This window comes from Mesorhizobium sp. P3_A8, from assembly GCF_056402995.1.
On record NZ_JBFUGI010000025.1, the window covers coordinates 22,125 to 45,906 of the forward strand.

General features: G+C 63.6%; 21 protein-coding genes and 1 pseudogene. 17 read left to right on the forward strand and 5 right to left on the reverse strand.

Going from position 1 to position 23,782, the window contains the following annotated elements:
* The first annotated feature begins 1 nt into the window (after position 1).
* The 10 genes from AC1DX4_RS34190 to AC1DX4_RS34235 all read left to right on the forward strand — a co-directional run bounded on the left by AC1DX4_RS34190 (position 2) and on the right by AC1DX4_RS34235 (position 9,515).
* On the forward strand, positions 2–1,063 hold the full coding sequence (locus AC1DX4_RS34190) for an ABC transporter ATP-binding protein (RefSeq protein ID WP_477224530.1): 1,062 nt from the start codon (positions 2–4) through the stop codon (positions 1,061–1,063).
* A gap of 35 nt (positions 1,064–1,098) precedes the next feature.
* On the forward strand, positions 1,099–2,184 hold the full coding sequence (locus AC1DX4_RS34195; RefSeq protein WP_477224531.1) for a Gfo/Idh/MocA family protein: 1,086 nt from the start codon (positions 1,099–1,101) through the stop codon (positions 2,182–2,184).
* A gap of 55 nt (positions 2,185–2,239) precedes the next feature.
* The gene (locus AC1DX4_RS34200) at positions 2,240–3,154 is read left to right on the forward strand and encodes a sugar phosphate isomerase/epimerase family protein (RefSeq protein ID WP_477224532.1); all 915 of its coding nucleotides are present in this window, start codon (positions 2,240–2,242) and stop codon (positions 3,152–3,154) included.
* A gap of 56 nt (positions 3,155–3,210) precedes the next feature.
* A complete protein-coding gene (locus AC1DX4_RS34205; protein WP_477224533.1) occupies positions 3,211–4,155 on the forward strand; it encodes a sugar ABC transporter substrate-binding protein in 945 nt (314 codons plus the stop codon).
* Between the two features lie 61 nt (positions 4,156–4,216).
* Positions 4,217–5,221 carry an ABC transporter permease gene (locus AC1DX4_RS34210; protein WP_477224534.1) on the forward strand — a complete coding sequence of 335 codons (1,005 nt, stop codon included), beginning with the start codon at positions 4,217–4,219 and terminating at the stop codon, positions 5,219–5,221.
* Complete coding sequence (locus AC1DX4_RS34215) at positions 5,218–6,000, forward strand: ATP-binding cassette domain-containing protein (RefSeq protein WP_477224548.1); 783 nt, start codon at positions 5,218–5,220, stop codon at positions 5,998–6,000. Before AC1DX4_RS34210 ends, AC1DX4_RS34215 begins: the two co-directional genes overlap by 4 nt.
* A gap of 10 nt (positions 6,001–6,010) precedes the next feature.
* The gene (locus AC1DX4_RS34220) at positions 6,011–7,186 is read left to right on the forward strand and encodes an aldose 1-epimerase family protein (protein ID WP_477224535.1); all 1,176 of its coding nucleotides are present in this window, start codon (positions 6,011–6,013) and stop codon (positions 7,184–7,186) included.
* 49 nt (positions 7,187–7,235) lie between these two features.
* Complete coding sequence (locus AC1DX4_RS34225; RefSeq protein WP_477224536.1) at positions 7,236–8,318, forward strand: fatty acid desaturase family protein; 1,083 nt, start codon at positions 7,236–7,238, stop codon at positions 8,316–8,318.
* A 28-nt stretch (positions 8,319–8,346) separates the two neighbouring features.
* Positions 8,347–8,658: a MocE family 2Fe-2S type ferredoxin gene (locus AC1DX4_RS34230; protein ID WP_477224537.1), complete on the forward strand. Its 312-nt coding sequence runs from the start codon at positions 8,347–8,349 to the stop codon at positions 8,656–8,658.
* Positions 8,659–8,711: 53 nt separating this feature from the next.
* Complete coding sequence (locus AC1DX4_RS34235; protein WP_477224538.1) at positions 8,712–9,515, forward strand: 3-methyl-2-oxobutanoate hydroxymethyltransferase; 804 nt, start codon at positions 8,712–8,714, stop codon at positions 9,513–9,515.
* Here the strand turns inward: AC1DX4_RS34235 and AC1DX4_RS34240 are convergent, their stop codons facing one another.
* Positions 9,516–11,024, reverse strand: a complete 1,509-nt coding sequence (locus AC1DX4_RS34240) for an HAL/PAL/TAL family ammonia-lyase (protein WP_477224539.1) — start codon at positions 11,022–11,024, stop codon at positions 9,516–9,518.
* Positions 11,021–12,022, reverse strand: a complete 1,002-nt coding sequence (locus AC1DX4_RS34245; RefSeq protein WP_477224540.1) for an ornithine cyclodeaminase family protein — start codon at positions 12,020–12,022, stop codon at positions 11,021–11,023. Before AC1DX4_RS34245 ends, AC1DX4_RS34240 begins: the two co-directional genes overlap by 4 nt.
* Before the next feature lie 121 nt (positions 12,023–12,143).
* Here AC1DX4_RS34245 and AC1DX4_RS34250 point away from each other — a divergent pair, with 121 nt between their 5' ends.
* From AC1DX4_RS34250 to AC1DX4_RS34280, 7 genes are all read left to right on the forward strand, one after another.
* The gene (locus AC1DX4_RS34250; protein WP_477224541.1) at positions 12,144–13,577 is read left to right on the forward strand and encodes a DHA2 family efflux MFS transporter permease subunit; all 1,434 of its coding nucleotides are present in this window, start codon (positions 12,144–12,146) and stop codon (positions 13,575–13,577) included.
* Positions 13,578–13,847: 270 nt separating this feature from the next.
* Positions 13,848–14,834, forward strand: a complete 987-nt coding sequence (locus AC1DX4_RS34255; protein WP_140892781.1) for an ABC transporter permease — start codon at positions 13,848–13,850, stop codon at positions 14,832–14,834.
* A gap of 86 nt (positions 14,835–14,920) precedes the next feature.
* The gene (locus AC1DX4_RS34260) at positions 14,921–15,946 is read left to right on the forward strand and encodes a sugar ABC transporter substrate-binding protein (protein WP_477224542.1); all 1,026 of its coding nucleotides are present in this window, start codon (positions 14,921–14,923) and stop codon (positions 15,944–15,946) included.
* Between the two features lie 75 nt (positions 15,947–16,021).
* Positions 16,022–18,145, forward strand: coding sequence for an ABC transporter permease (locus AC1DX4_RS34265; protein ID WP_477224543.1), 2,124 nt, complete (start codon positions 16,022–16,024; stop codon positions 18,143–18,145).
* Positions 18,142–19,191, forward strand: a complete 1,050-nt coding sequence (locus AC1DX4_RS34270) for an SMP-30/gluconolactonase/LRE family protein (RefSeq protein WP_477224544.1) — start codon at positions 18,142–18,144, stop codon at positions 19,189–19,191. Before AC1DX4_RS34265 ends, AC1DX4_RS34270 begins: the two co-directional genes overlap by 4 nt.
* Positions 19,191–20,687, forward strand: a complete 1,497-nt coding sequence (locus AC1DX4_RS34275) for a sugar ABC transporter ATP-binding protein (RefSeq protein WP_477224545.1) — start codon at positions 19,191–19,193, stop codon at positions 20,685–20,687. The genes AC1DX4_RS34270 and AC1DX4_RS34275 overlap by 1 nt, the downstream gene beginning before the upstream one ends.
* Before the next feature lie 398 nt (positions 20,688–21,085).
* On the forward strand, positions 21,086–21,493 hold the full coding sequence (locus AC1DX4_RS34280; protein WP_477224546.1) for a carboxymuconolactone decarboxylase family protein: 408 nt from the start codon (positions 21,086–21,088) through the stop codon (positions 21,491–21,493).
* Between the two features lie 9 nt (positions 21,494–21,502).
* Here the strand turns inward: AC1DX4_RS34280 and AC1DX4_RS34285 are convergent, their stop codons facing one another.
* From AC1DX4_RS34285 to AC1DX4_RS34295, 3 genes and pseudogenes are all read right to left on the reverse strand, one after another.
* The gene (locus tag AC1DX4_RS34285; RefSeq protein WP_477224549.1) at positions 21,503–22,390 is read right to left on the reverse strand and encodes an amidohydrolase family protein; all 888 of its coding nucleotides are present in this window, start codon (positions 22,388–22,390) and stop codon (positions 21,503–21,505) included.
* Entirely contained in the window at positions 22,390–23,526 is a 1,137-nt protein-coding gene (locus AC1DX4_RS34290) for a vWA domain-containing protein (protein WP_477224547.1), read from the reverse strand. The genes AC1DX4_RS34285 and AC1DX4_RS34290 overlap by 1 nt, the downstream gene beginning before the upstream one ends.
* Positions 23,527–23,597: 71 nt before the next feature.
* A pseudogene (locus AC1DX4_RS34295) lies at positions 23,598–23,782 on the reverse strand (AAA family ATPase); the annotation flags it as partial.

Below are 23,782 nucleotides of genomic sequence, written 5' to 3' on the forward strand. Positions count from 1 at the left end.
GATGGCTGACATCGTCTTTCGCAATGTGACCAAGCGCTACGGCAACACACTCGCCGTCGACGACGCCTCGTTCACCGTCAACGACAACGAGTTCTTCTGCTTTTTCGGGCCGCCGCTGTCGGGCAAGTCGACAATCCTGCGCCTGGTGCTGGGGCTGGAGACGCCTGATACCGGTGAAATCCTGATCGGCGGCAGACCGGTCAACGCGGTGTCGCCGGCCGAGCGCAATGTGGCGATGGTGTTCCAGAACCTGGCGCTGTTCCCGCATATGAGCGCGCTCGACAATGTGCGCTTTCCGCTGGTCGAACGCGGCGTCGCCGAACTCCAGATCAAAAAGCGGGTCGCCGACGTCGCGGCCAAGCTGCATATCGGCCACATACTGCACAAGCCGCCGGCGCAGCTTTCGGGCGGCGAACGGCAGCGTGTGGCGATCGCGCGCGCGCTGGTGCGCGACCCCAACGCCTATCTGATGGATGACCCGATCTCGGCGCTTGATGCGCGGCTGCGCGAGGAGACGCGCGTCGAGCTGAAGCGCATCCAGCGCGAGCTCGGCAAGACGCTGATCTATGTCACCCACGACCAGGAAGAGGCGATGTCAATCGCCGACCGCATCGCCATACTGGACAATGGCAGGATCAGGCAAATCGGCGCGCCGGCCGAGATCTACGACCGACCGGCCAGCACCTATGTGGCGCGGCTGCTCGGCTCGCCTGTCATGAACATCCTGAAATCGGCGCGGGGCGAGGGCGGCATCGAAGCCGCCGAAGGCACGATCCGGATTGCCGACAAAACTGCTCCCGCCGATGCTGTCGAGATTGGGCTGAGGCCGGAAGACATCAAGGTCAGACCGTGGGCGGACGGGCTGCCAAGCCGCCCGGCGCGGGTGTTCGAGGTCGAGCCGCTCGGAGGCTACACCGTCGTGACACTCGCCGCCGGGCAGGCGCGGCTCAAGGCGCTGCTGCGCGGCCAGCCTGACATCAGGCCTGATGCGATGGTGGCGATATCCTGCGAGCCGGCGCGCGTGCATTATTTCGGGCAGAGCGGGGGAGCGCTGGCACGATGACTGCGGCCGTGAGCAAAGAATTCCGGGAGGACGATATGACTGCCAAAGGCTTCGAGCCGGACGTGAAGGTCCGCACCAAGGAATACAAGATCGGCTGCGTCGGGGCCGGCATGATCATGGCCGAATGTCATCTGGCTGCCTACAAGGAAGCCGGGTTTCCAGTCGTGGCGATCGCCTCGCGCACCCCTGCGAACGCGCAAAAGGTCGCGACGCGCTGGGGCATCCCGACCGTGCATGACACGCCGGAACAGCTGATCGAGGACGAAGCTGTCGAAATCATCGACCTGGCCTTTCCGCCCGACCTGCAGCCGGCGCTGATCCGCCATGCGCTGAAGCAGAAGCACATCAAGGCGATCCTGGCGCAGAAGCCTCTGGCGCTGTCGGTCGAGGAAGCCGTCAAGCTGCGCGACGAGGCGGCGAAGGCCGGCAAGATCCTCTCGGTCAACCAGAACATGCGCTACGACCAGTCGATGCGCGTGCTGAAGCAGATCATGGACAGCGGCGCGCTGGGCGACATTGTCTTCGCGCAGATCGACATGCACGCCATCCCGCATTGGCAGACTTTTCTCGAGGATTACGACCGGCTGACGCTCGCCAATATGAGCGTGCATCATCTCGATGTGCTGCGCTTCCTGTTTGGCGATCCGGACGAGATCACCACGCTGACGCGCAAGGATCCGCGCACGACATTCGACCATCTGGACGGCATCACCGTGTCGACGCTGTGCTTCCCGTCCGGCGTGCTTGCCGTGTCGCTGGAGGACGTCTGGTCCGGCCCGCGTCAGGATGGATACAAGGACGATCAGCACATCAACTGGCGCGTCGACGGCACCAAGGGCGTCGCCAAGGGCACGATCGGCTGGCCGACGGGTGCCGCCTCGACTCTGACCTATGCCTCGGCCGAGACGACCGGCGGCGAATGGGTGACCCCAAGCTGGGAGACGATGTGGTTCCCGCACGCCTTCATCGGCGTGATGGAGCAACTGCAGCACGCGGTGAAGACCGGCACGCCGCCGGCGCTCTCCGTCGCCGACAACGTCAAGACCATGGCGCTGGTCGAAGCGGGCTACCGCTCGATGGCATCGGGCCGCACGGTCAAGCTTTCCGAAATCGCCATCTGATCACCGCAACTGAAACACCAGACAACTGAATCGCTTACAGGGAGGAATTCACACCATGATGCAGGCAGGTATTTTCACGGGCTACTTCCCGTACGGCCTCGAAGAGACGGCGAAAAAAATCCGCGGCCTCGGGTTCAACACGGTGCAGCTCGATCTCCACTTCAAGGATGTCGACCTGTCGGCCGGGCAGATCACCAAGGATAAGGCGAAGAAGGTGCGCGACGTCTTCCGCGACCACAATCTGCCCGTCTGCTGCGTGTCGGGCTACACCAACATCATCCATCCCGACAAGGCCGAGCGCGACAAGCGCGTCGGCTATCTCAAGGAGATCATCCGCAACGCCCGCCATTTCGGCTCGCCTTACGTGATCTCGGAAACCGGCACCTACAACACCGAATCCGACTGGGTGCATCACCCCAAGAACAAGACCGAGGAAGGTTTTGAGGAATGCCGCAAGGTGATCGCCGACCTTGCGCAGACAGCCTACGACCACGGCGCTGTGTTCCTGCTCGAAACCTATGTCAACAACGTCGTCGGCTCGGTCGAGGAGACGGTCAAGATGTTCGCGCAGGTCGACCATCCCGGGCTCGGCCTGCTGATGGACCCGACCAACTATTTCGAGACCCACAACATCGACAAGATGGACCAGATCCTCAACCAGGTGTTCGACACGCTGACCGACAAGATCAGGATTGCGCACGCCAAGGACGTCAAGCGCTCGGGTGGCGACAAGTCGGAGAAGCACGCCGATATTGGCGACGAGGATGCGCTGGAGAGCCATACGTTCCGTGGCGTTGGCGAGATCGAGCTGCCGGCGCCGGGTCTCGGCTCGCTGAACTATGATCTCTACCTCAAGCGGCTGGCTGAGAAGCATCCGAACATCCCGGTCATCATCGAGCATCTGTCGGAAGACGACGTGCCGCGCGCCAAGACATTCCTTGACGGGAAGTTCCGCGCCAACGGCCTGTGATGATCACTCCGCGCTGCCGGTTTGCGGCGGTGCGGCTCCAAACAAGGGAGGAAAGAATGTTGAAATTCGCATTGAAATTGGCGGCCGCGGCGACGGTGCTTGCCGGCGTCGCGCTTGGTTCGGCCGCACAGGCGCAGGATGGCCAGAAGACCTTCTATCTGCTGTCGCATGGCGGCCCGTCGGACGCGTTCTGGATCGACTGGAATGCCGGCGCGACCAAGGCCTGCGACCAGCTCAAGGTGACCTGCAAGATCTCCTTCAGCGGCGGCGACATGGCGGCCCAGAAGGAGGCCTTCAACTCGGCCCTTGCCGCCAAGCCTGACGGCATCGCCACCACGTCGGCGCAGCCGGGCCTGTGGACCGAGGAGGTTAAGGCGGCCAAGGCGGCCGGCATTCCGATCGTGTTCTTCAACACCGATGATCCGGCGACGGGACGCCAGGCCTATGTCGGCGCCGACCTCAAGGAAGCGGGCGTCATCTGGGCGAAGTACCTAGTCGACCACAAGATGGTGAAGCAGGGCGACAAGGTGTTCCTGCCGGTGGAGGTTCCCGGCGCCAGCTATCAGCAGCTGGAAACCGAAGGCATCGCCAGCGTGTTCGATCCGTTGGGGATCAAGTATGACGTGGTCGATTGCGGCACCGATCCGGCCGGCATCATCGCCAAGATGACCGACTATATGGTCGCCAACAATCCGCCGGCGATCATCGCGCTCGGCGATTCCGTCGCGGCCAGTGTCAAGCGTGTCTTCGACGGCGCGGGCGTTGCGGCCGGCAAAATCCCGGTCGTCGGCTGGGGCAATTCCAAGGAGACGGCGCAGGCCGTCAAGGATGGCTTCGTCAACGCCGCCGCCTGGCAGTATCCCTCAGCGCAAGGCTTCATGCCGGTGGCGTTACTCGGCCTCGCCGCCTCGGGCGAACCGATCGGCTACGACATCCACACTTTCGGTCTCTACGACGCCTCGAGCGTCGACCCGATCCTGAAGCTCTACGACAAGAAGTGAGAAAAGCAGCGCCCGCTGCGAAAGCGGCGGGCGCCATTTTCAAAGCATGGTTCAAACAGTCATGACGATCGCCGCAGAAGACGAAATGCCTGTCGGGAAACGCGGATCGAGCCTGATACGCTCGCCGCAATTCTCCTCGCTCGTCATCCTCATTGTCCTGCTTGCGGTGTTTGCAATCGCTGACCGCAATTTCCTGTCGCCGCTCAACATCTCCAACATGATGGCGTTCCTGCCCGAGCTCGGCATCATCGCGCTCGGCATGACGCTGCTTTTGACGGCGGGCGAATTCGACCTGTCCGTCGGCGCTGTGTTCGGACTGGCGCCGGTGCTGGTGATGCTTTTGGTTCAGAACGGCGGCTGGGATATCGGCGTCGCCCTTCTGGCAGGGCTCCTGCTCTGCATAGCGATCGGCGCGATCAACGGGCTGATCGTCACCAAGATCGGCATCTCGTCCTTCCTGGTGACGCTGTCGATGCTGCTCGTCGTGCGCGGCGCGGCGCTCTACATCACGCAAGGGTTTCCGCTGAAATCCTGGGACCAGCCCGGCTTCTTCGTGACGCTGCTCGCCGGCAGCTTCAACATCGGCTCATTCCGTTTCTACACCTCGCTGTGGTGGTTCGTCGGCCTGTCGTTGTTTGCCATCTACATCCTGCGCTACGCCAAGCTCGGCAACTGGATCAGCGCCATCGGCAGCAATCGCAACGCAGCGGTGGCGCGCGGCGTGCCGGCCGACGCCGTCAAGATCTGGCTGTTCATCGCGACCTCGGTGCTGGCCGGGCTCGCCGGCATGATCAGCGCCTTCCGCATCTCCGCCGCCTCACCGGTGGCTGGCACCGGCTACGAGCTCGAAGTGATCGCCATGGTGGTGGTCGGCGGCACCGCGCTGACCGGCGGGCGCGGCACCATCCTCGGCACCATCGTCGGCGCGCTGATGCTGCGCGCCATCCGCAACGGCATCGTGCTGATCGGCGTGCCGGGGCTCGCCTACAACATCTTCGTCGGCCTCATCATCCTCGCCATGCTCATCCTGCACGCTCTGCTGCAGAAGAACGCCGCAAGGAGCTGACGATGGAAGTGCTGCGGTTGCAGAATCTGCAAAAATCCTTCGGCAGCGTGCGTGCGCTGAAGAATGCCTCGCTGACACTGCGGGAAGGCGAGGTGGTGGCGCTGCTTGGCGACAATGGAGCCGGCAAATCGACGCTGATCAAGGCGATCTCGGGCGTATTCCCGGTCGATCGTGGCGATATCTTCGTGCGCGGCGAAAAGGTCTCGATCCGCTCGACCCGCGATGCGATGGACCTCGGCATCGAGACCATCCACCAGGACACGTCGCTGGCGCCGGATCTCAGCATCGCCCGCAACCTTTTCCTCGGCCGTGAGCCGGTCAATTTCGGCTGGCTCGGCGTCTTCGCGCCGCTGGATCTGGCGAAATTGCGCAAGGCCGCCTCGGAACTGCTCAAGCGCGTCGGCATCTCGAAAAAGCTCGACGCCGATGCGCTGGTCTCGACGCTGTCGGGCGGCGAACGCCAGTCGATCGCCATTTCGCGCGCCATGCAGTTCGCCGCCAAGGTGATCATCCTCGACGAGCCGACCAACAATCTCGGCGTCGAGGAAACCCATGGCGTGCTGCGCTTCGTCAAGGAGGTGCGCGACGCCGGCCATTCGGTGCTGCTCATTACCCACAACATCCATCACGTCTTCCAGGTCGCCGACCGCATCATCGTCATGCGCCGCGGCGAGATCGTCGCCGAACAGATCGTCGCCGACACTGACCTCTTGACCGTGGAAAGCATCATCACCGGCGCCGACATGTCGGCCCTGCTGAAGGAGGCGAGGGCAAAGTGAAGGGCGTCGCATGGTAGAGCTTTACGGCAAGACGCTGTCGCGAAGGCAAGTGGCCGAGCGCTCCGGCATGCTGTCGCAATTCGCGGGCGTGCGGCTGATGACGCTTGGCGACGGCGTCGAGCGCGGCATCCGTATGCTGGAGTTCCGCACCGGCTCGGGCCTGCGCTTCACCGCGCTGGTCGACCGGGCGCTTGATATCGCTGACTGTGACTTCAAGGGCCAGGCGATCGGCTGGCATTCGCCGAGCGGCTTTCGCCATCCGGGCCTGCATGATTATGAGGGGGAGAGCGGGCTCGCCTGGGCACGCTCCTTTTCCGGCCTGCTCGTCACTTGCGGACTCGACCACATATTGGGCCGCGAAGACGTGCCGGCCGAAAGCTACAACTACCCCGGCAAGAAAACCGTCACCCATTCGCTGCACGGCCGCGTCGGCACCATCCCGGCGCGGCTGACCGGCTATGGCGAGAGCTGGGATGGCGACCGCTGCGTGCTGTGGGCGGAAGGCATCGTCCAGCAGTCGGCGGTGTTCGGTGAGGATCTGCATCTTATCCGCCGCATCGAGGCCGATGTTGGCGGCAACGAGATCCGGCTTTCCGACCGTGTCGTCAACCACGGCTTCAACCGCACGCCGCATATGTATTTCTACCACGTCAATGTCAGCCATCCCTTGCTCGACCAGGGCTCGCGCTATCTGGCGCCGATCCGCGACGTGGTGTGGGCCGGCCATGCCGGCGAGCGCTACGAGGCGCAGAAGGTCGGCTACCGCACCGTGCCGGCGCCGCAGCTGGGGTTCAGCGAGCAGGTCTGGCAGCATGAGATGGGCGCTGACGAAAAGGGGGAGGTGCCAGTGGCGGTGGTCAACGACCGGCTCGGCCTTGGCTTCGAAGTGGTGACGCGCAAGGATCAGCTGCCTTGCGCCTATCAATGGCAGAATTTCCAGGCCGGGCAGTATGCGCTGGGCATAGAGCCCTCGACCCATCATGTCCTCGGCGATCTGGCGGCGCGTGAGCGCGGCGAGATGATCTGGCTGGAGCATGGCGAAAGCCGGGCCTACGATGCGGCGTTTCGCGTCCTCGATGGCGCCGGCGAGATTGCGGCGGCGGAAGACAGGATCGCCGCGATCGCCAGGCAGCCGCAGCAGGATTATCCCAGCCCGTCAGGCAATTTTGCGAGATTGGGGGCATGATGCGACAGGAATGCTCCGGCTGGCGGGCCGGAAACCGGAGGTCGGTGTGATGGGCAACAAGCGCGACTACAGCCTGGTCGGCGAAAGCACGCGGGCCGCGATCGAGACCGGCCTGGCCTCGGCCGAGTGGTACCACACCGACGTGCCGCGCAAGGCGATGAAGGAGCTGATGCAGCGCTCCGACGGTCCGGCGATCCGCGACACCATCATTTGGCTCGCCGTCATCGTGGGCTCCGCCGCCGGCATCGTCTGGTTCTGGGGTACTTGGTGGGTGGTGCCGTTCCTGTTCGTCTATGGCTTGCTCTACGGCTCGTCGAGCGACTCGCGCTGGCACGAATGCGGCCACGGCACGGCCTTCCGCACGCGCTGGATGAACGATGTCGTCTACCACATCGCCTCCTTCATGCTGATGCGCAATCCCGTGCAATGGCGCTGGAGCCATGCCCGTCACCACACCGACACCATCATCGTCGGCCGCGACGCCGAGATCGCCGTCATGCGGCCGCCGGACCTGTTGAAGGCGGGGCTGGCCTTCACCGGCATTCTCGATTTCCGCTATTCGCTGCCGACGCTGGTGCGCCAGGCCTTCGGCACGCTGTCGGAGGACGAGAAGAGCTACATCCCGGAGATGGAACAGCACAAGGCCGTGGTCGTCGCCCGCTGGCACGTCGCCATCTATGTCGCGACGATCGCGCTTGCGATCGCGCTGAGGTCATGGATACCGCTGGTGCTGATCGGCCTGCCGCGCCTTTACGGCACCTGGCACATGGTGACGACCGGCCTGCTGCAGCATATCGGACTTGCCGACAATGTCATCGACCACCGGCTCAACACCCGCACCGTCTACATGAACCCGATCAGCCGGTTCATCTACTGGAACATGAATTATCATGTCGAGCACCACATGTTCCCGATGGTGCCGTACCATGCGCTGCCCAGGCTGCATGAACTGATCAAGCACGATCTGCCCGAGCCGAACCCGTCAATGTGGCATGCCTATCGCGAGGTCTGGCCGGTTCTGCTCCGGCAGCTGAAATACGAGGATTACTACCTCAAGCGCGAATTGCCGCCGACGGCCAGGCCTTATCGCGGCGAGTTCCACGCGGTCGATATGTCGGCGGCGGCCGAATAGCGGTCGCGAATTTCCTGAGGAGAACGAGATGGCCGATTGGGTTGAAGCGTGCGCGGTGGATGACGTCGAGGAAGAGGACGTCATCCGCTTCGATCATGGCGGACGCAGCTTTGCGGTCTACCGCTCGCCGGATGACGCGTTCTTCGCCACCGACGGTTTCTGCACGCATGAGAAGGCGCACCTGGCCGACGGGCTGGTGATGGACGACATCATCGAATGCCCGAAGCACAATGGCCGCTTCAACTACAAGACCGGCCAGGCCAAGGGCGCACCGGTCTGCGTCAATCTCGCGACCTATCCGGTGAAGATCGAGGCCGGTAAGGTCATGATCCAGATCTGAAAACGTGGCGACCGATCCGGCACCGCGTCAAGTAAGCACAGAGGGACGTTTTCATGAGCCGAAAGAGACCGACCGTCGCCGATCTGCGCGCGATGAAGGGCAAGCGCCAGCTGACCATGCTGCGCGTGCTCAACCTGGACGAGGCGGAGGCCGCCGAGCGGGCAGGGGTCGATATCGTCTCGGTACCGCCCGAACTGGTGCTCAACCCGCAATACCGCGATGCCGCGCCCAGCCTGTTCACCATGCCGGGCGAGAATTTCTTCGAGATCGGCACGGCGGATGATTTCGTCCGCTGGGCCTTCCGGCTCTACAAGGCAAGCGCCGACGCGGTCTATTGCAGCGCCGGCTATGCCACCATCAAGCGCATGGCCGACGATGCTATCCCCGTCATCGGCCATGTCGGCCTCATTCCATCCCGCGCCACCTGGACCGGGGGCTTCAAGGCGGTCGGCAAGACCGCCGACACCGCCCTGCAGGTCTTCGAGGCAGTGAAGCAGCTGGAAGCGGCCGGCGCCATCGGCGCCGAGATCGAAGTGGTGCCGGTCGAGGTGGCCAAGGCGATCTCGGAGCGCACCTCGTTGATCATGCTGTCGATGGGAGCGGGCACCGGCTGCGACGCGCAATATCTGTTCGCCGACGACATTCTCGGCCAGAACCGGGGCCACATGCCGCGCCACTCCAAGGTCTATCGCAACTTCGCCGCCGAGTATGACCGGCTGCAGGCCGAGCGGGTGGCGGCATTTTCCGAATATGTCGCCGACGTCAACAGCGGCGCCTATCCAGAAGACAGGCACATCGTGCACATGGACCCGACCGAGCTCAGCCTGTTCCTGAAAAAGGTAGACGCAAAGAGCTGATTACTCCAGTTCTTTGCCGAGCTTCGCAGCGCCTTGCCATGTTCCATCGGCGAGCATGGCGTGAAGCACCTCGGCGTCTGCCCCCAGCGGCCGGTCGTCCTTCAGCATCGATACATGCGCGCGCACCGCCGCATAGATCGCACCGGTGCGTGGTGCCAGCGTCAATCCTTCACGCAGGTCGACGGCCTGGGCGGCGGCCATCAGCTCGAAGGCGATCAGCCGCCGCCACAGCGCGATCATTCCGGTGCATTTCGAAACGGCGAGGAGCGACTGGGTCGCGTGGTCCTCGACGCCTTCCGAAACGGGCAGGAAGTCGAGCATCACCGGATTAGCCTTGTGGCGGATGGCGGCCAGGATCGATGTCGCCGTCTTCTGCAGCGGCACGAAACCGGCCGACGCGCCACCGATGGGCGACAGATATCTGGTCAGGCCGTTGCGGCCCGAACCGCTGAGCTGGATGAAGCGGGCGACGCTGGCGGCGGCGCATTGCGCGATCGCCAGGCCGAGCGTCTCGAAGGCGAGCGAAAGGGCGGCCGTGTGGAAATTGCCGGTCGACAGCACCAGTTCGTCATCGCCCAGTACCAGAGGGTTGTCGGCGGCGGCGTTGAGCTCGATCTCGACGGCGCGTTTTGCTTGGCCGATCGCCTCGATCAGCGCGCCATGGATCGACGGCATGCAGCGGATCGACAGCGGGTCCTGAATAGTGGTCGGCGCCGGCGCCTCGTCGCGGGCGAGCAGATCGTGCAGCGCCTTCGCCGCCTCCTGCTGTCCTGCGGCCGGCCGCGCCATCTGCAGGCGAGGATCGAGGATGGTGCGGTTGGCGCCGAAACCTTCCATGGTCAGCGCGCCGGCCTGCTGCTGCTGGGTAAGCGCCGACAGCGCATCCGTAACGCAAAGCGCGCCGCTGCCCGAGGAGACCGCCGAGGCGTTGATCAGCGACAGTCCGTCCTTCGGCGCCAGGCTGATCGGGGCGAGGCGCGCCATCATCAGCGCCTTGACCGCCGGCATGCGTCTTCCCTGGTAGTCGGCTTCGCCTTCGCCGATCAGCACACGGGCAAGCGCGGTCATTAGCACGAGGTCGCCGGCGCCGATCGAGCCTAGCGACGGCATCACCGGATGGACGCCGGCATTGAGCGCATCGACCAGGGCGACAAACACGGCGGGAGAGAGGCCGGAGCCGCCGGCCGACAGCATCGATGCGCGAGCAAGCATAGTGGCGCGGACAGTTTCGACCGGCAGGGCTTCGCCGACGGCACCGCTTCGACCTTCCAGAAGCTGGCGCTGGAAGGCGCTGGCGTCGCCTTCAACGGAGGTGCCGAGATTGGCGCCGAGCCCGGTGTTTAGGCCATAGATCTGCTGGCCGGAGGCGGCGGCCTGGTCGAGCACTTTGCGCGCCTTTTCCAGCCTGCCGATGACATCGGGTCCGATCTCCACCTTGCGCGCCTCGCGGGCGACGGTGGCGACATCGCCGATGCTGACATTGCTACCGGTGAGGACGAGCGCGCTCATGCGAAACGCAGCCTTTGGCCGATGCCTTGCGACTGTGCCTTCGCCAGCATCGCCTTCCCCAGCGCAATATCGGACAGCGAGAGGCCGCGATGCCAGAACAGGATCGTCTCGTCGTCGCTCTGCCGTCCCGGCTTGAGGCCGGCGGCGATCTGGCCGAGTTCGGCATGCAGCGTCTTTTCACTCAGCCGTCCGGTCTCGACATGGGCGCGCAGCGAGCCGAACTTGCCGCCCTTGCACTGGCCCCAGTCGTCGACGACCATTTTCTGCATGATGTCGGTCAGCGACAGCTCGACCGCGCTCATCGTGCCATAGGGCACAACCAGCGCACCAGGCTTGATCCATTCGGTCTTGAGCAGCGGCTGTGGCTCCGGCAGGCGCGAGGCCTCGACAACGATGTCGGCACCCCTAACGCAGCTCTCCCAGTCGGCAACCGCAGTGATCTTCTTGCCGAGATCGGCGGAGAGTTTGGCGGCAAAGCCGTCGCGGCTTTCCGGGCGGCGCGAATGGACGCGGATCTCGTCGAAATCGAAGAGATGGTCGAGCAGCCGCACATTCCAGTAGGCGGTGCCGCGCGCGCCGATATGGGCGAGCACCTTCGAATTCTTGCGCGCCAGATGTTTGGCGCCGATGGCGGTGACGGCGCCTGTGCGCATGTCGGTGATGACGGTGGCGTCGAGAATGGCGCGCGGCATGCCGGTGCGTGGGTCGAACAGATTGAGGATGCCGAATTCCGAAGGCAGGCCATGCAGATAGTTGTCGACATAGTCGCCAACGATTTTCACGCCCGCCGTGTCGAGCGGCGCCACATAGCCACGCAGGACATTGAAATGACCATGGAAGGAAGGATCCGGTTCGAGATGGACGCGCGGCTCGATCACCGTCTGGCCCTTGCCCTGCGCGATAAGGCCTGCTTCGACAGCGGCAATGATTTCGCCATCGGTCATATCTAGCGCTTCGATGTCGAGGGCATTGAGATAGTCGATATAGATCGCCTTCATTTTACGCGCACACTTTCCTCCGTCGCCCCTTCCATCCCATAGCAGGCCGCGACGCGACACGAAAGTTTGTTGCGCTGTGTCTGGACGCAGCCGGGCAAATGCTGTTCAAACCGGACCCGTCATGACTGCCATTCCCGACACTGAAGCCTTATCCGAAACGGCCACCAATGCGCGGCGCGTGGCGCTGATCGTCGCCATCGCCTTCTTCATGCAGCTGCTGGATTCGACGATAATCTCGACCTCGTTGCCGCAGATGGGTGAATCCTTCGGCGTACCGGCGGTGGCGATGAGCATCGGCATCACCGTCTATATGCTGACCATGGCGGTCTTCGTGCCGCTGTCGGGTTGGCTCGCCGACCGCTTTGGTGCGCGCAACATCTTTCTCGTGGCGATCGCGCTGTTCACGCTGGCCTCGCTCGCCTGCGGCTTTTCGCAAAACCTGACCCAATTTGTCGCCGCTCGCGCCGTGCAGGGGCTGGGCAGTGCGCTGATGACGCCGGTCGGCCGCATTCTTGTCCTGCGCAACGCCTCGAAATCCGAGCTGCTCAACGCCACCGCGCTGATCACCTGGCCGGCGCTGTTCGCGCCGGTGGTCGGGCCGGTGCTCGGCGGTTTCATCACCACCTATCTGTCCTGGCACTGGAATTTCTTCATCAACATCCCGCTTGGGTTGATCGGGCTGGCGCTGGTCGCGCGCTTCATCCCCGGCGATCGCGAAGCCGATCCCAAGCCGCTCGACTGGCCGGGTTTCGTGCTGACATCGGCGGGACTTGCCCTGCTGCTCTATGGCTTGGAACGCATCGCGCATCCTGAGGATGGCGTGCTGGCGACGGTCCTGCTGATCGTGGCGGGCATCGTCATCGGCTGGCTGGCGATAAGGCATCTGAGCCGCGCGGTGTATCCGCTGCTTGATCTCTCCTCGTTCAAGGTACTGACCTTCGCCATCTCGACGCTTGCCGCCGGCACCATCTTCCGCGTGGCGATCAACGCCACGCCGTTCCTGTTGCCCCTTTTGTTCCAGGTTGGCTTCGGCCTCTCGCCCGTCGATGCCGGCTTGATGATCCTGGCCTATTTCCTCGGCAATCTCGGCATGAAGACGGTGACGACGCCAACGCTGCGGCGTTTCGGCTTTCGCTCGGTGATGGTGGTCAACGGCATCATTGCCTCGGCCTCGATCATGGCTTGTGGAGCGATCTCGCCGCAGACACCGCAAGCGCTGGTGGTGGCGCTGATGCTGATCGCCGGCCTGTCGCGCTCGATGCAGTTCACGGCGCTCAACACGCTGGCCTTCGCCGATATCGATGCGGCGCAGCGCAGCTCGGCGGCGACGCTGTCATCGATGCTGCAGCAGGTGGCGATGCTGTTTGGCGTCGCGGTCGCGGCGGCGATCCTCAACCTGTCGCAGATCGCCAGGGCGCAGCCGGCGCTCGACCTCGTGGATTTTCGAATCGCCTTTCTGGTGATCGGCGCCATCGGGCTGGTGGCGGCGCTGCGTTTTCTGGTGTTGCCGCCCGCCGCCGGGGCAGAGGTTTCCGGCCATGAAGCTCGGAATTGAAATCGAGTTTCCTCGCTTGATGCGGAGATAAATTCCGCCTCATCCTTTCGCCTTGATACAGCGCTTTCGCGAATGGCTGCGATGGCGCAATCGATTGCCAAAAAATACAGGAGTTTCCGCGCATTGCGCCAGTTTTGGCAATCGATGCGTCCACTCGGCAAATATCGACACCAAGGCTCGTTCTGAACGCAGATTCATTTGACGAACTGGCGCCGAGGCGATTAGCTCTGCGTTCGGGATGGCAGCGCTGCCATCGGGGCAAATGCAGACATGAACGCGATTGGCTGGCTAAATCTCAGGAGCCTGAATCAGGAAGGCATTGTCTTTGCCATCGCGGTGGTGCTGTTCGTTGCCGCCGCCATTGGCCTGCCGGGCTTCATCGACCCCAACAACCTCGTTGCCATCGTCCGCTCGGTGTCGGTGCTGGGCATATTGGCGCTCGGCATGGCGGTCGTCATCATCGGCCGCGGCATCGACCTGTCGGCGGTGGCCATCATGGCGATGTCGGTCGCCTGGTATCTGCAACTGCTCAACACCGGCACTTCGGACGGGCTTGCCTTCGCCTATGTGCTGGCCGGCGTGCTCGCCATCGGCCTGCTCAACGGCTTTCTCGTCGCCTATGCTGACGTGCCGGCGATTTTCGTGACGCTGGCTACCGGCTCCTTCGTCTTCGGCTATGTCCGCTCGCAACTGATCACGCAGGATGCGGTGCCGGTGCCGCAGGGCCATTGGGTCGAACTGCTTGGCGGCCTGCGCTTTCTCGACATTCCGATCGAGGTGTTCGTTTTCGCCGGGCTGGCTTTCCTGTTCTTCCTCTTCCTGCGTTACACCAAATGGGGCCGCTACATCTATTTCGCCGGTGACAATCCGGTCGCGGCCCGCAACATTGGCATTCCGGTGCGGCCGATGCTGGTGCTGCGTTATGTGCTATCGGCTTTCGTGGCGCTTATCGCCGGCCTGCTGACGGCGGCCAGTCTGCACTCGATCAACACCCGCATCGTCAACTCGACGCTGCTCTACGACATCGTGCTGGTGGCGGTGATCGGCGGCATCGGCCTGTCGGGCGGCAGGGGCGGGGTGCGCAATGTGCTGGTCGGGGCGGCTCTGATCGGTATCCTGCTCAACGCCATGACCATCATCGACATTCCGCTGCTCTACCAGAACCTGATCAAGGCGGCGATCCTGCTCGGCGCCATCATCGTCGACGGCATCATCAATCCGCGTGACGAACAGACCGCGCAACAGGGTGACATTTAGAGCAGATGGGCTAGCCCATCTGCTCGGGGTACCCGGTGCGATCGCGACGATCGGCCGGCAATGAAAACCGAACCAGAGGACGTGACATGAGACTGATCAAGACACTTATGGCCGCCGCGACGGCGCTCGCCGTTACCGCCTTCGTGGCGCCGACCTTCGCCGCCGACGATCCCGGCCCGGCCGCCTACGCGCAGGCGCTCAAGGGCAAGCGCGTCATGCTGGTGCCGCTGGCGATGGGCTTCGACCTCGCGCAAGGATGGGCGCACTATCTGAAGAAGGAAGTAGACGCCTGGGGCGGCACGTTCGAGACGCGCGATCCGAACTGGGTGGTCGATGCCGGCGCTCAGGCGATCACCGACGCGATCTCGTCGGACACCAGGCCTGACGTGCTGATCATCCATGCGCCGGACCTCAACTCCTATTCCAAGCTGATGAAGAAGGCGCAGGCCGCCGGCACCTATGTGATCCTGGTCGACAATCCCGCCAACTTCCCGGCCGACGCCTTTGTCGGCAGCGACTGGGATCGGCTTGGCCAGCTCGAGGCCGAAGCGGCGATCAAGGGCTGTGGCGAGAACTCGTCGAAGAAGATCGGACTGGTGCAGGGCGACCAGGCGAACTCGTCGAGCCTCTATCAGTATGCCGGCATCATGAAGGTGCTAGACAAGCATCCCGACTTCAAAGTGGTGGCCAAGCCCGACTCCAACTGGGACGCGACGACCTCGCGCAACGTGACGACGACAATGCTGCAGCAGAACCCGGACATCTGCTCGATCATCGATTTCTGGGATGGTGACGCCACCGGCGCATCCGCCGCGATCCGCGACGCCAAGCTCGATGGCAAGGTGTTTCTGGTCACCACCGGCGGCGGCGAGAAGGCCGCCGATTGCGACAAGCTCGCCGATGGAACCTATGGCGCGGTCGTCATGACCGATCTTGCCCGCCAGTCGGGTGACATGAACGCCATCATCAAGTTCCTGCTGCAGAGCGGCCAGCCGGCCGGCACCTCGCACACCTACATCTACACGCTGGAGAAGGCGACGACCAAGGCAGACCTCAAGCCCGACAGCTGCTGGGACCTGAAGGCGCTGCAGGCCGAAGCGGCGGCGAAGTAAGCCACGCCGTCGAGTAGACTCCACGAGGTGGCCGGATCAGTTCGGCCACCTCTTTCTCTTGAGCAGCGGCAGCCAATGTCCTTTCGCGAACGCCTCCAGTCCTGGCGCTACAATCTCGTGCCCGACCATCTGGTCGGCGAGATCCTGACCAAACGCTGGACCGACAACGCCATTCCGTTCCTGGCGCTGGTGGTGACATTGGCGACCTTCGGCTCGGTCATTCCGGGCTTCTTCAAGCTGAACGCGCTGCAGGAATCGACCCGCCAGCTCGGCGAGTTCTCGATGGTGGTCACCGGCATGACCGTGGTGATGCTGGGTGGCGGCATCGACCTTTCGGTCGGCTCGATCTTCGCGCTGTCCTGCTTTTCCGCCGTCTATGTCTTCTTCATCCTCGAACAGTCGATCTGGCTGGCGATGGCCGCATCGCTCGCCACCGGTCTCATCTTCGGCGCCATCAACGGCTACCTCGTCGGTTACCTCCGCCTGCGCGCCTTTCTCACCACGCTGGTAACCTTCATTTTCGGACGGGCGCTGTTCGACATCCTGGTCACCACCTATGCCGCCGACGTGCAGCTCTCGACCGCCACCTCGGATGTGCTCGATTTCATCGGCGACAGCACGTTCTGGGGGCTATCCGTCTCGGTCTGGCTGGCGATCATCCTGGCCATCGTCACCCATATCGCGCTGACGCGCTCGCGGCCCGGCTGGCACGTGCTGGCGGTTGGTGGTTCCCGGCGCTCGGCGCACAATGCCGGCATTCGCGTGCGCCGCACCGTCTTCATGACCTATGTCTTCTCCGGTTTCTGCGCCTCGATCGGCGGCTTCCTCATCGCCTGCCGGCTGAGCGGGGCAGGGCCAGGCACAGGCCTCAACCTCGAAATCATGGCGCTGACGGCAGCGGTGGTCGGTGGCGTCAGCCTGGGCGGCGGCCGCGGTTCGGTGATCAAGGGGTTGATGGGCGCCATCATCGTCTTGACCATGACCAACGGGCTTATCCGGCTGGGCTACGGCACCGGCACCAACCAGATGGTGCTCGGCATCATGCTGGCGGTGGCGGTGACCATCGACATCCGCTGGCTGAAGAACCGCCACAAGGTGTTGAACGAGGTCTATGTCGCGCCGGTCTATCTCAAGATGGGCGAGACGCAGTCGGCGGTGCCGGGCTCCGGCACGCCCTACGAACTCGACAATCGGCTGTCGGCCGCCGACCATATCGGGCTTGGCGAGCTGGAAGGGCCGGAGGACGTCATCCTCGACCGCGACGACCATCTGTATTGCGGCACGCGCCATGGCGAGATCGTCCGCTTCTTCGCACCGGACTACGTCAAATCGGAAGTGTTTGCCCATATTGGCGGCTTCCCGCTGGGGCTGGCCTTCGACAAGTCAGGCAATCTCATCAGCTGCGTCGGCGCCATGGGGCTCTATTCCGTGTCGCCGGATCGGGACGTAAAACGTCTGTCGGCCGAGACGTCGCGCTCCTGGACCTCGATCGTCGACGATGCGCGACTACGCGATCCCAACGACTGCGACATCGCACCCGACGGCCGCATCTATTTCACCGACTCGACGAAGCGCTATGACGCCCATGACTGGGCGCTGGACTCGATCGAGAACCGCGCCACCGGCCGGCTGCTGGTCTATGACCCGAAGGACGGCTCGACGAAGACGCTGCTTGACGGCTACCGCTACACCAATGGTGTGTGCATGGCGCATGACGGCAAGTCGCTGTTCTTCGCTGAAAGCTGGGCCTGCCGCGTGCATCGCTACTGGCTGGAAGGGCCGAAGGCCGGCACAGCCGAATGCGTCATCCGCGACATGCCGGGCTATCCCGATAATATCAACCGTGCTTCGGACGGCAATTACTGGATGGCGTGGCTCGGTATGCGCACGCCGAGCTTCGATCTGTCGCTGCGTCATCCCGACATGCGCAAGCGCATGACGCGCCGGCTGCCGCAGGACGAGTGGCTGTTTCCCAACATCAACACCGGCGGCGTGGTGAAATTTACGGAGAAGGGCAGCATCGTCGAGGCGATGGGCGACCTCTCAGGCGGCGCGCATCCGATGGTCACCTCGATGCGCGAGCACAAAGGTTTTCTCTTCGTTGGCGGCATCCTCAACAACCGCATCGGCCGCTACAAGATATCAGGCGCCGACCCGAGCTGGACCAGCCCCGCTTCCTATTGGGGAGCGAAATCATGATCCTCGATCCGATCCTGGACATGTTTCGCGGCAAGGCGGTGACAATCCCGCCGCTCGACGGCGCCTTCCGCCCCAACACGCGGCTGGATGATGCGCCAGCTTTCGCTGAGTTGAGCGAGCCGGACAATCTGCTGGCCGACGGTGACCGGCTGCTCGCCTCCAGCGGCAACACCATCTATTCGCTTGCTGCTGGCGCGGCACCCGAGGTTGTCGAGACATTTCCATCTCCCGTCACCGCGTTGGCGCTGTCGCCGTCGGGCGAACTGACGGTGGCGCTCGAAAGCGGCAAGCTGCTGGTCGCCGGCAAGGAGTTTTCGCTGCCGTCCAAAATCCGCTGCATCACAGCACTTGCCTATGCCGAGGACGGCACGCTGTGGCTGGCCAATGGCTCGGCCGAGCATGCGCCATCGCAGTGGGCCGCCGATCTGATGAAGAAAGGCGCGTCCGGTTCGCTTTGGAAACGGGACGCGGCAGGCGGCGAATTCCGCAAGGTGGCCGGCGATCTCGCTTTTCCCTATGGGCTCCATCCGGTCGGCGGTGATGTGTTGGTCAGCGAGAGCTGGCGCCATCAGCTCATCCGCTTCGATGGCGCGACTGGCAACCGCCAGACGGTGCTGACGCATCTGCCCGGCTATCCCGCGCGGCTGGCGCCGTCCGCCGATGGCGGGGCATGGCTAACCTTGTTCGCGCCGCGCAACCGGCTGATCGAATTCGTGCTGCAGGAGACGCACTACCGGCAGGACATGATCGACCAGGTGCCGCCGGCCTACTGGATCGCGCCGGCGCTGGCCTCCAGCCGCAGCTTCCTCGAGCCGCTGCAATGCGGCGGTATCAAAACCATGGGCATCCACAAGCCATGGTCACCGAGCCGTTCCTATGGGCTGGTGGTAAGGCTCGACCAGAAGATGCAGCCGCAATTCAGCCTGCACAGCCGCGCCAACGGCACGCGCCACGGCATCTGCAGCGTGGCGGAAAAGAACGGCCGGTTGTTCATCGCTTCCAAGGGCGGTGATTGCGTGCTGGCTGTCGACGCGGGAGGTTTCTGATGGAACCGATCGTTCGCCTGGAGAATGTCACCAAGAACTATCGCGGCGTTCCCGCTGTGAAGAATGTCAGCTTCGAATTGCGCAAGGGCGAAATCCATGCGCTGCTCGGCGAGAACGGCGCCGGCAAATCGACGCTGACCAAGATCATCGCCGGTGTCGTCGACGCCACCTCGGGCAAGATGTTCCACAAGGGCCGGGAGATCGCTTACGCCTCGCCGCATGCAGCCCTTGAAGCCGGCATTGCCATGGTGTTCCAGGAGACCAGCCTGGTGCCATCGATGACGGTGGCGCAGAACCTCTATCTCGGTACTGAAAAATTCCTCAACCGGCTGCGCGGCACGTATATTTCAGCACAGCAGTTCTTGCAGTCGCTGAATTTCCCGGTCGATCCGAACGCCATGGTGGCGACGCTGGGTGCGGCCAAGCGGCAGATGGTCGAGATCGCGCGCGCGGTGCACCATAATGCCGAGATCATCATCTTCGACGAGCCGACGGCGACGCTGACGCCGGAGGAGAAGCGCCACTTCTTCGCGCTTATCCGGCGGCTGAAGGCGAGCGGCGTGTCGATCGTCTTCATCAGCCACGCGCTGGAAGAGGCGCTTGCCATTGCCGACCGCATCACCATTTTGCGCGACGGCGAGCTTGTCATCACCGACGATACGCCGGCCTTCGACCGCGACAAGATCGTTGCCGCCATGGTCGGGCGCACACTGTCTGGCCAGATCTACCGCCAGCGCGACGAGGCCAAGCTGCGCAAGGCCGGCAAGAAGGTGCTGTCGGTGCAGGACATTTCGATGAGCAATGTCGTGCGCAACAATTCCTTCTCGATCTTCGAGGGCCAGATCACCGGCGTGTTCGGGCTGATCGGCTCCGGCCGCACCGAGACCTTCAAGATCGTGTCGGGCATCTACAAGCGCGACTTTTTGCGCGGTGGCGCGATCGAGCTCGACGACAAACCGGTACGCTATCTCGTGCCGAGTGAAGCTGTTGCCGACGGCATCGTCTATGTCACCGAGGACCGCAAGAGCGAGGGCATTTTCGAGACGATGGGCATTGCCGAGAACCTGTTTGGCGGACTGCTGGCGGCAGGGCGCGAAAAGGCCTGGGTGATCAACCAGCAGGAGATGCGGCAGCTGTCGGCGGAGTGGACGAAGACGTTGAACATCAAGACGATCAACGACAATGCGCGCGTCGTCGAGCTGTCCGGCGGCAACCAGCAGAAGGTGGTGATCGGCAAGGGGCTGGTGCAGCAACCGCGCATCGTCATCTTCGACGAGCCGACGCGCGGCGTCGATGTCGGCGCCATCGCCGAGATCCACCAGATCATCAACCGGCTGGCCGATGAGGGATTGGCCGTGGTGGTTATCTCGTCCTACTTGCCGGAGATCATGAACCTGTCGGATCGGATTCTGGTGTGCCGGCAAGGGCGTATCGTTGAGGAATTCTCGCCGGCGGAGGCGACGGAGGAGAAGATCATGTACGCCGCGGTGCATTAGGTTGCTGGCCGGTGAGGCAAGGCGGATGATCGCACCGTTGGATCGAACACTGGAGATTAGCCGAGGCATTCGTCAATTCGTCATCCACGGGCGGAGCAAGGAGCGTAGCGACGCGGCGCAGACCCGAGGATCCATGCCGGGACTCGGATGCGCTGGCACGGTACAGAATTCTGCTCCGCTGCACACTCCGATAGACGTCACGGAATGGATCCCAGGGTCTCCGCGACGGAGCTTCGCTCCTGCTTCGCCCTAGGATGACGAAGGTGAGGTGCTTCGGCCAACCTCCACGGTTCTGCGCTAATCTGCAGCGAAAACTGAATCAGAAGAGCCGATTAGCCATCTTTGTTTGAGACCTGATTCAACGACCTAATTCATCGATCGAAACGAAAGGAAACGCCATGGCCACCACAAAACTCCTGAGCGATGCCGAGGTCGAAAAGATCCCGGCCGTGAAGGCGGTGTTCGACGATATCAGGGCGGCGCGCAAATCCGACTTCGTCAACAATTTCTGGCGTGGGCTGGCCAATGATCCGGCGTCGCTGAAGCGGGTGTGGGAGCAGCTGAAGGCGGTGATGGTGGCGGATAGCGCCATCGATCCGCTGACCAAGGAAATGATCTACATCGCGGTGTCGACCGCCAATGGCTGCTCCTACTGCGTCCACTCGCATACCGCCGCAGCGCGCGCCAAGGGCATGAGCGATGCGCAGCATGGCGAGCTGGTGTCGATCATCGGGCTGGCCGGCCAGACCAACCATCTGGTGACGGCGATGCAGATCCCGGTCGACCCGCAATTCGAGGTGAAGTGAGGCGGCGCGTTACACCGGCCGATAAACTTTCTCCGCCGTGTTCCAGAAAATATCGACCTCGGCCGCCGCGCCGTGCTTCGCCACCGCATCGCGGTGCGCCTTGATTAGCTCGGCGTGGCTGGTCCACAATTTCTCGATCGGGAAGTTCGAGCCGAACATCAGATGGTCCGCGCCCAGAATGTCGAGCGCGTTGTCGACGATATAGGTGATCAGCGCAGGATCGTTGCGGTGGACGAAGGTGCCGAGACCGGACAGCTTGGCGTAGAAATTGGGCGCGGCTGACAGCGTGCGCAGGCCGGCCTTCCAGGCTTCGGTGGTTTCCGGCTCCATGCCGGTCAGCATGCCGGCATGGGTGAGGATGAAGTTGGTTAGCGGGTTTTCGCCGACCAGCGTTAGTCCGTCCTTCATCTGGGCAGGGAAGAGCTGCAGGTCGAAGGACAGGCCATAGTCCTTCAACCTCGCCACATTGGCGCGCACCTTGGGGTCGATGACCTGGTCGGCAGAGGCGGCGAAGCGGAAGGCCGGCGTCTCGTGCCAATGAAGTTGCATGCGCACGCCGCGCAGCAGCTTGTATTTCATCAGCCGGTCGATCTGCGGCCTGACATCGTCCACCGTCATGTCGGCATAGCCGACGATGGCATGCGGCCAGCCGGTCTCGTCAGCGTTCTTCTGCAGAAAGGCAACTTCCTTCTCGAAATCCTCCTTGGCCCAGTTGGTCTGGACATAGACGGCCTTCTCGACGCCTGACCCTTTCTGGTCTTTGAGGAATTCGCCGATCGGATAGTCGCGGCGGATCGGCTCGTAGGGGCCGAAGATGCGCGGCACCATCGGCCCGACCAGCCAGGGCTGGTCCTGTTGGCGCCAGATGTGGAAATGCGCGTCGATGGCTTTCTGCATCACGAAACCCTTTTCCAGATTGTCGATGCCGCTGGGGCAGGGTGGGCAAGCGACAGGATGAAATCGGTGAGGCCGGCGAGCGACGAGCCGTCGACCAGATCGTCCAGGTCAGGCAGGATGGCGCGGAGAGCAGCCGTCACTGGGCGAAAACGCGGGTCGCCGGCCAAGGGTGTGGCCAGTGACAGCCGGAAGGCGCGGGCACTCAGGCGGCGCATCGCCATCTCCAGTTCGGCATGGTCGCCGCGCTCCAGCGCATCGGACAGGATGACGACCGCGGCGCCACGCGCGAAGGACGAAAAGCGCGGCACGGAGAGGAAAGCCAGCAGCGTCGGTCCCATGCGGGTGCCGCCGTCCCAGTCGTCGACCTGGGCGGCCGCGCGCGCCAGCGCCTGGTCGCGGTCGCGGATGCGCAGTGCCGAGGTGATGCGGGTCAGCCGCGTGCCGAAGGTGAAGATCTCGGCGCGATCCGCGCCCTGCACGGCGGCATGCGCCAGCTTGAGATAGTCCGCTGTATGCAGTTTCATCGAGCCGGAGACGTCGATCAGCAGCAGCAGCTTGCGCGGCACCGTTTGGCGGCGGCGCAGCAGCGGCGAGGGGACATCGCCATCGGCGCTGACGATTTCGCGCAGCGAGCGGCGCAAATCGAGCTTGCCGCGCGAATGGGTGCGCACGGTACGGAAGGAGCGGCGGGCTGGCAGGGCGGAAGCGAGGTTGCGGCGGAAGGCGGTCAGCCTGTCGTCGTCGCGCTGGAAATCGCGGGTGCTCAACTGCTCCAGGGCGGAGGACAGCTCGCCGCCTTCCTGGCTGTGCTCGACTCCAATCCGCTCGTCGTCGGCGCCGTCATTATCCTTGATGCGGGTTTCTTCGTCGGCGTCGCCTTCGATTACGGCTGAAGTGTTGCCATAGAAATGGCTCTGGAAATGCGCTTCGAATTCGTCGCGGCGGTCGGGGGGTGGCGCCAGCGTGGCAAGGGCGGCCTCGCGGATATCGGCCATTGAGCGGGGGCCGAGCAGGGTCACCGCCTGCATGAAGCCGGAGACCTGTTCGGGGGCGATGGCGAAGCCGTAGCGGCGCAGCAGGCGGCCGAAGCCGAGCAGGGGGGCTGCGGCGCGGGGCAAGCTTTCTTCCCGCATCATTCTGTGTCGCCCCGCTCTGTCCTGCCAGCGTTGCGGAATGAACGGGGAGAAGCGGTCGCTAAGATCCCGCATCACGCCAGCGCCTCCTCGACAATCCGGCCAAGCTCCGGCGCGATATAGGACAAATCCTCCTCATCCTTGATCAGCACACCGATGGCGCGGCGGAAGGCTTCGGGCCACGGGCTGCCGCCCTTTTCGAGGATGGTGGCGGCGTTGGCCCATTCGACTGCTTCGGCGATGCCGGGGGGCTTGGCCA